Genomic DNA, 6,446 nt, shown 5'->3' on the forward strand with positions numbered 1-6,446 from the left:
GAGTTGAAGAAGGAACCCGACGGACAACGTTCGCTCACCGATCCCGATGCGCGTTCGATGAACTCGCAAGCCACAGGCTCGGGCCTGGTGGGCTACAACGTCCAGGCGGCGGTCGACGCCAGGCACCACCTGATCGTGGCGCACGAGGTCACCAACGAGGGCAACGACCGCGCGCAGCTCAGCAACATGGCCAAGGCTGCGCGCGAGGCGATGGGCAAGACCAAGCTGCAGGCCCTCGCCGACCGCGGCTACTTCAACGGCACGGAGCTCAAGGCCTGCGAGGACGCGGGCATCACGACCTACGTGCCCAAGCCAATGACCTCCAACGCCAAGGCCGAGGGGCGCTTCGACAAGAGCGACTTCATCTACATCGCGAAGGCTGATGAGTATCAGTGCCCTGCGGGCGAACGGGCCATCTACAGGTTCAGCACGCTCGAGAGAAATGGCCTCCAAGCGCGCCTCTACTGGACCAGTGCCTGTCCCTCATGCCCGATGAAAACGCAGTGCACAACCGGCGACTATCGCCGCATCCGTCGATGGGAGCACGAGGATGTACTCGAACGCGTCCAGCAACGCCTGGACCGCAAGCCCGTCGCGATGACGCTGCGGAGGTGCACCGTGGAGCACGTGTTTGGAACGTTCAAACACTGGATGGGCTCGACGCACTTCCCCACGAAGAAACTGGAGCACGTCAACACCGAGATGAGCCTGCACGTGCTGGCATACAACCTGAAGCGGGTGATCTCGATCCTGGGTATTGCCAGGACGATGAAGGCGGTGAGATTGATGGGGGCGTGAGCCCCTTCCAAGGCCTTTGCGACTTGCGCGGCGACTCTGATGCGTGAGTAACTCTGAGTTTGCGCGACAAGACCACTGGATGACTCCGTGGCGCCGATGACGGCCACAAGGCCGCGTGTTCGGCATACTCGCAAGTCAAAGCCGTTTGCACACAACCTTGGCCCTTTGCAGACCTTCGAATTGCTCCGAAGCAGTCCTTTGGCGCATTACGAGTTACTGAAGAGCGCGGCGTAAAAAGCCCACCACCTCGCGGTTGAACGCGCTGTGAAAAGCCACGCGGTCGAATCCCTTATTGTCGGTGCAGATCTCAGGTGCCGCCCGGGTCAGCGCAGGCGTGCACGGCGCCAGAAAGGCGAAGTGTGCCGCGTTGGCCGCTAGGCGCCATTCGGGACGTTTGGGCAAATCGCGGCGAACCGCCTCAACGCTTGCTGGCGTGACGCCGTCGCCCCCATGCTGAGAAGCCCATAGTTGAATGGGCACCGCTACACCTCTCAGCCCCTCGGCATTGAAGAAGCTCAGTGGATCGACGATTACTGCTGCCTTGATGCGCGGGTCTGGCACCGGCGGAGTGGGCTGCTCGTCGCCACGAATCTTTCGGCACAGAGAATCGAACGAAAGCGGCGGGCAAAGATCCCTGCGCAGTTTAAAGTTCGGAACAGCTCCAGCCGCAACCAGCCCGGTATAGCCGCCTCGCGAAAAGCCGAAGATGCCAACTCGATCTGGATTCAGCGTCGAGCGACCCGCCCAGCCGCCGAGCATGTAGTCCGCCAATCGCTTCATGTCGGCAGGACGTGAGGTGAATATCGACAGATCGCCCCGACGGCTCCGATCCTGGAAGTTATCGCCTGGGTGGTTGATCGAGGCGACTACGAAGCCGGCGTCTGCCAGAGCGCTCGCGGTGTCGTGATGCCCGAGAAGCGAGCCACCTTGACCATGCGACACGATGATGAGGGGAAGTCTTGTTCCTTCGATCGGGCAATTCTTCACCCCATCAATCACCAGGGGGTCGAGCTCGATGCGGCCAACTGGAGCCTTGCAGGGCGTCCAAACCGCGCCGCGTAACGCAGGACCATCATTGCCGGCGGGCACCTCGACTAAGCTGAAGCCGGCCGCATGCGTCAAGGTTGTCGCCAAACACAGTGTGGCGGCGAGAGAAAAGAGACGGGTCAGGCTCATTGGGCGCTCGCGGAACGAATGGGGATCAGGAGGCCGGTGCGCAAGTCTGCTTGGTTGGCGATGCGCGGAGAGTTCAGATAGTGCTCTAGCGTCGGCCGATCGTCCGGCTCATAACCACTACTCGGCAGCCACCGGCTGTAAAGTGCATTGATTGCGGCGCTGATGCGGGTGTAAGGACCGGAAAGGCAGTGCAGAGCGTAACGGCCGGCCGGGATGTCCAGCATTTCGATCTCTGCGTCGACGACCGGCCAAGGCTCGGGCGACAAGGCCGCAGCGTAGTACCTGAAGCCCTCAGCGTCCTCAGGATCGCCGTAGGACACCCCGAGCGATTCCGACACCGCGTTGGTGTCGGAATGAAGGTGCAGGCGCCTTTGCGTGTGAGGAATGGTTGCAAGTGGCCCGCGATGTCGCAGCGCATACACACGCTGCGCAGGGCGATCGACTATCCGCACGATTGGTACTGTCTGAGTGCCAGATTCATGCCGTGCCTCGCCGGCGTTCAGCTCCAGCCGGTGCATCTGCCCCTTGAACTCGCTGGGGGACTGGCCCGTGAATTGGCCGAAGGCACGGGTGAACGCCTGCGGGCTCTCATAACCTACGGCCAGAGCAACCTGAGCAATGCTCTCGGCACCGTTCTCCAACAAACGTGTCGCAAGCGCCAGGCGCACGCGACGCACAGTCGCAGCAACGGTCTCACCAGCGATGCTGCTGTAGACGCGGTGGAAGTGGTACGGAGAGAAATGCGCCATGCGCGCCAGATCTTCGAAGCGATGCTCTGCCATCGGGTCAGCAACGATCACCGCAACGATGCGCGCGACACGGTCCCTGTAGTTCTGCTCAGCTCGATCAGTTCTCATCACTGCCAAGTGTGCCGCTGCCGTGGGCGGTCTGCTTAGCCGATCTTGCGATTCTCAAGACCCGACCCATATCAGCGGCGAACGTCAGGCGTTGGCCGACTGTAGATGCTATGCAGGGCTGGGGGGCGTAAAACAGACGCCCCCAGTTTGGTCGAAAGGAGCTCGAAAATGTCTACGGCGCGAACAGCCCTACATCGCAAGGATACGGCCAAGCCGGGTGACCTGTACTTGAGCTTTGAGCTCGGCGACAAGAGCTGGAAGTTGACCATTGGTGACGGCGGCGGCGCCGTGAGTCGCTACACGGTGGCCGCCGGCGACAAGAGCGGCGTTGCTGATTGCATCGTGCGTGCCGGCAAGCGGTTCAAGACGTCGGCGCGCGCACAGGTACATAGCTGCTACGAAGCCGGTCGCGATGGCTGGTGGCTGCACCGCTGGCTCACCGGGCTGGGCGTGGACGACATCGTTGTCGACGCCGCCAGCATCGAAGTCAACAGGCGAGCGCGGCGCGCCAAGACGGACCGGCTCGATGGCGAGAAGCTGCTGACGATGCTCGTGCGGCACCACCATGGCGAGCACGTTTGGTCGGTGGTGCGCGAGCCCACCGCAAGTCAGGAAGATGAGCGGCGTGAGCACCGCGAATTCGAGCGGCTGACCCACGAACGCACGGCGCACACAAATCGCATCGGTTCGCTGCTGGTGCTGCATAACCTGCGTCCAGGCGTACCCATTGGTGGGCGCAAGTGGGCCAGTTGGTGGACACGGCACCGCGAACAGCTTGGCCAAAAGCTTCGCGCGGAGATCGAGCGCGAACTCGTGCGGCTAGCACTGGTCAAGGAGCAGGTCCGTCAGATCGAGGCGGCTCGCCAGGCCGAACTTCAGGACGGCCGGCAGCCGATAGTCGCGCAGTTGATGCGCCTGGTCGGCATCGGCGCCAAGGGTGCGTCTGTACTCGTGCACGAGATCTTCGGCTGGCGGCAGTTTGCCAATCGACGTGAACTCGCCGGCTGCCTAGGTGTTGCACCCACGCTACAAGGGCTTCCCCAACAAGTCGAATGCGTTTATCCCTCAAGCCTTCCCGTCCGCTCTTAGCGGCTTCGCGATAGTGGAGTCAAGGTGCGGACTGGCGATGCTACAAACGGTCATTCGTGCAGCGCATCCGCTGCGGACCCTGATGAAAGACGCACGCGGGGGCCTCATTCCTTATGCGAGAAAGGCAGTTACCGTCTCCCGTGGGTGCTCAGGCACTCCCCGCGCAGGTCCAACCTTGTTCCATCACTACGAGCCGTCAAGCGGCGGTGGAAATCAATTCGGCGCAGTTGCCGGGTTCGAAAGTTTCGAGTTGCTGCTCAATGGGTCATGCCGGCATTACGAACTGCTCCCCTCGAGACAGTACCGCCCAAGCCATGCGGGCATTCTTGGCAGCGATAGCCACGACCGCTCGCCAGTAACCGCGGCGTTCGGCCAGCGCTGCGGCCCATCGGCTGACCGCATCAGTTTTGTTTTTGGCTGAGTTGAGTACCGATCGAGCGCCCAGGACCAACAGCGATCGCATGTACGAGTCCCCTGTCTTTGTGATGTGCCCGAGCCGTGCCTTCCCACCCGAGCTGTACTGGCTGGGCACCAGGCCAAGCCAAGCTGCGAACTGGCGACCACATCTGAACTCATGCCCGTTACCGATCATCGCCAGCAGCGCGGTGGCGGTGGTCTGGCCGATCCCGGGCAGGTGCATGAGCTGCTGGGCCCGAGTGTCTTCGCGTGCCATCTGCGCGATGTGCCGGTCGTAGAGCGAGATACGCTCGTCCAGCCGCGTCAACTCGCTGAGCAGATCGCCGATGACCGTGTTGCTCCACCCAGGCAGATCCTCCAGACACGCCATGGCTTGGCTGCGTACGGTCGATGCCTTCAGCGGCAGCACGATTCCGAACTCACTGAGCAACCCGCGGACCCGGTTGATGGTTGCAGTGCGCTGGTCAACAAATCCCTGGCGCACGCGGTGCACGCTCAGTTGCGATTGCTGCTGCAGGCTCTTGATCGGCACGAATCTCATATTCGGCCGCTGCACCGTTTCGCAGATTGCCGCCGCGTCGGCCGCGTCATTCTTGCCACGCTTGCCGGACAGGCGATACGGGCTGACGAACTTCGGTGCCATGAGGCGCACCGTGTGACCGTGGGCCATGAACTGGCGCGCCCAGTGGTGCGCACCGGAGCACGCCTCCATGCCGATCACGCAAGGCGGCAGCGCGGCGATCAACTCAAGCAATTTGGTGCGCGTCACATTCGGACGCACGAGCTCTGGCTTGCCGGCTTCGTTGACGCCGTGGACGGCGAAAACATTCTTGGCGAGATCGATGCCAACATACAAAATAGCCATGGACTTCCCCTTTCCGAGTGAGTTGATGGAGATTCGCAACCCCATCGTGGCACTCTGTTGCCGGCAGCCGCAATACGCAGCGGCTTGATCGGGACGGGGAAGTCCCTTTCATTCCTTATGCAAGCGGCGACAGTCAGATCGAGCGCGGAATCAGCAAGGCCAGCAATCGCAGGGCAAGAACTCTACTTGTGGAGCTTGCTTGGAGCTGGCTGCGTCTGCAGCCCAGCAGTACGATGGCCAAGTGGTTTAACCAGCGCTTCGCGCGAGGAGGCCCGCGCATGCGGCGTATCGGCATCGTGGCCTTGGCCAGACGCTTGGCCATCGCCCTATGGCGTTTCCTGCGCGACGGTGAAATCCCGACTGGAGCCCGCATGAAGGCCCTCCGAACTTGAGCTGCGCGCGCTGAAATACCGAGCGAATCAATCACCATGATCAAAGGTCAACGCGCCCGTGCGACCGGCGGGTCACCTCTGCGTCGGGACCGATACTGTAGATGGGGCGTGTTGCGAAGTGGGAACCCGCCAGCGCAATTGGTGCGCATGCAGCATGAGGTGTCGGGCCAGCGAGCCCACACGGATAGAAGCTTGTCCGAGTATGACGTCGGACTCCTTATGGTTCCCGGCCTACCATCGTCTTGTTCTGGTGACCGGCCTCCTTGAGGGGGATTGACATGCCAGCCCTCATAGAAGCCGGTTGCGGCCTTCGGAGCTTCGGGCCCTTTGCAGACGTCGCGGCCTGATCACAGCATCGAGTGCGAGGTCTATCATTTCTGCTGGTCCTCTGGCGGAATGCGAGCGTTAGATTCTTCAAGGAAATCCCGTGCCCTACCTGCAACTGGACGTCAACGACAGCTATCCCGAGGACTTGAAGCAGCAGCTCGCGGTTCGGATGTGCGAGACCTATGCTTCGATGATGAGCGTTGACATTCGGAGGATATCCGTAGCGATTCGGGAATTGGGCGCGGGCGGTATCTGGCGCATCGCCGAGGTAGGCGAGGTTCCTGTTCCCGTCTCCTTGCTGATGTTGGACATCCGCCGGGGTCGGCCAGCCGAACTTCGGATGGAGGTAGCCAAAGCGTTGTGCGCGCACTGCATCGAACTGCTGGGCCTACGTGAGGACCGATTGAATGTCGAGTTCACTCAGCACGATGGCGACGAGATGTATCACCCCACGCTGGGGGGCTTCAGCCCAGATTGGAAGCCGGAAGAAACCTGAGACCGACATCCGTTCAAATGACCGGTACT

6 protein-coding genes and 1 pseudogene are annotated in these 6,446 nt (G+C 61.7%); 4 read left to right on the forward strand and 3 right to left on the reverse strand.

Features of this window, described 5'->3' with window-relative positions; genetic code table 11:
* Positions 1 to 798, forward strand: a 798-nt coding sequence (locus EJI01_RS27870; RefSeq protein ID WP_148112377.1) for a transposase, incomplete at its 5' end; no start/stop codon positions are given.
* Between the two features lie 213 nt (positions 799 to 1,011).
* Here the strand turns inward: EJI01_RS27870 and EJI01_RS27875 are convergent.
* Together EJI01_RS27875 and EJI01_RS27880 are read right to left on the reverse strand one after the other, a co-directional pair.
* A complete protein-coding gene (locus tag EJI01_RS27875; RefSeq protein ID WP_126840352.1) occupies positions 1,012 to 1,974 on the reverse strand; it encodes an alpha/beta hydrolase family protein in 963 nt (320 codons plus the stop codon).
* On the reverse strand, positions 1,971 to 2,831 hold the full coding sequence (locus EJI01_RS27880) for a GyrI-like domain-containing protein (protein WP_126840353.1): 861 nt from the start codon (positions 2,829 to 2,831) through the stop codon (positions 1,971 to 1,973). Before EJI01_RS27880 ends, EJI01_RS27875 begins: the two co-directional genes overlap by 4 nt.
* Before the next feature lie 168 nt (positions 2,832 to 2,999).
* Between EJI01_RS27880 and EJI01_RS27885 the strand changes: the two genes are divergently transcribed.
* On the forward strand, positions 3,000 to 3,920 hold the full coding sequence (locus tag EJI01_RS27885) for a transposase (RefSeq protein ID WP_126840354.1): 921 nt from the start codon (positions 3,000 to 3,002) through the stop codon (positions 3,918 to 3,920).
* Between the two features lie 265 nt (positions 3,921 to 4,185).
* Here EJI01_RS27885 and EJI01_RS27890 read toward each other — a convergent pair whose 3' ends face one another.
* The gene (locus EJI01_RS27890; RefSeq protein WP_126840356.1) at positions 4,186 to 5,202 is read right to left on the reverse strand and encodes an IS110 family transposase; all 1,017 of its coding nucleotides are present in this window, start codon (positions 5,200 to 5,202) and stop codon (positions 4,186 to 4,188) included.
* A 113-nt stretch (positions 5,203 to 5,315) separates the two neighbouring features.
* Between EJI01_RS27890 and EJI01_RS27895 the strand changes: the two are divergent.
* Together EJI01_RS27895 and EJI01_RS27900 are read left to right on the forward strand one after the other, a co-directional pair.
* A pseudogene (locus EJI01_RS27895) lies at positions 5,316 to 5,594 on the forward strand (transposase); the annotation flags it as partial.
* Positions 5,595 to 6,021: 427 nt separating this feature from the next.
* Positions 6,022 to 6,417: a tautomerase gene (locus EJI01_RS27900; protein ID WP_126840355.1), complete on the forward strand. Its 396-nt coding sequence runs from the start codon at positions 6,022 to 6,024 to the stop codon at positions 6,415 to 6,417.
* Positions 6,418 to 6,446 lie beyond the last annotated feature (29 nt).

The sequence above is a fragment of the Variovorax sp. MHTC-1 genome, assembly GCF_003984645.1.
GTDB lineage: Bacteria > Pseudomonadota > Gammaproteobacteria > Burkholderiales > Burkholderiaceae_C > Variovorax.

Coding starts and splice junctions, on each gene's coding strand:
- EJI01_RS27880 (WP_126840353.1), bottom strand. CDS start 2,831: ATGAGAACTGATCGAGCTGAGCAGAACTACAGGGACCGTGTCGCGCGC.
- EJI01_RS27890 (WP_126840356.1), bottom strand. CDS start 5,202: ATGGCTATTTTGTATGTTGGCATCGATCTCGCCAAGAATGTTTTCGCC.
- EJI01_RS27875 (WP_126840352.1), bottom strand. CDS start 1,974: ATGAGCCTGACCCGTCTCTTTTCTCTCGCCGCCACACTGTGTTTGGCG.
- EJI01_RS27885 (WP_126840354.1), top strand. CDS start 3,000: ATGTCTACGGCGCGAACAGCCCTACATCGCAAGGATACGGCCAAGCCG.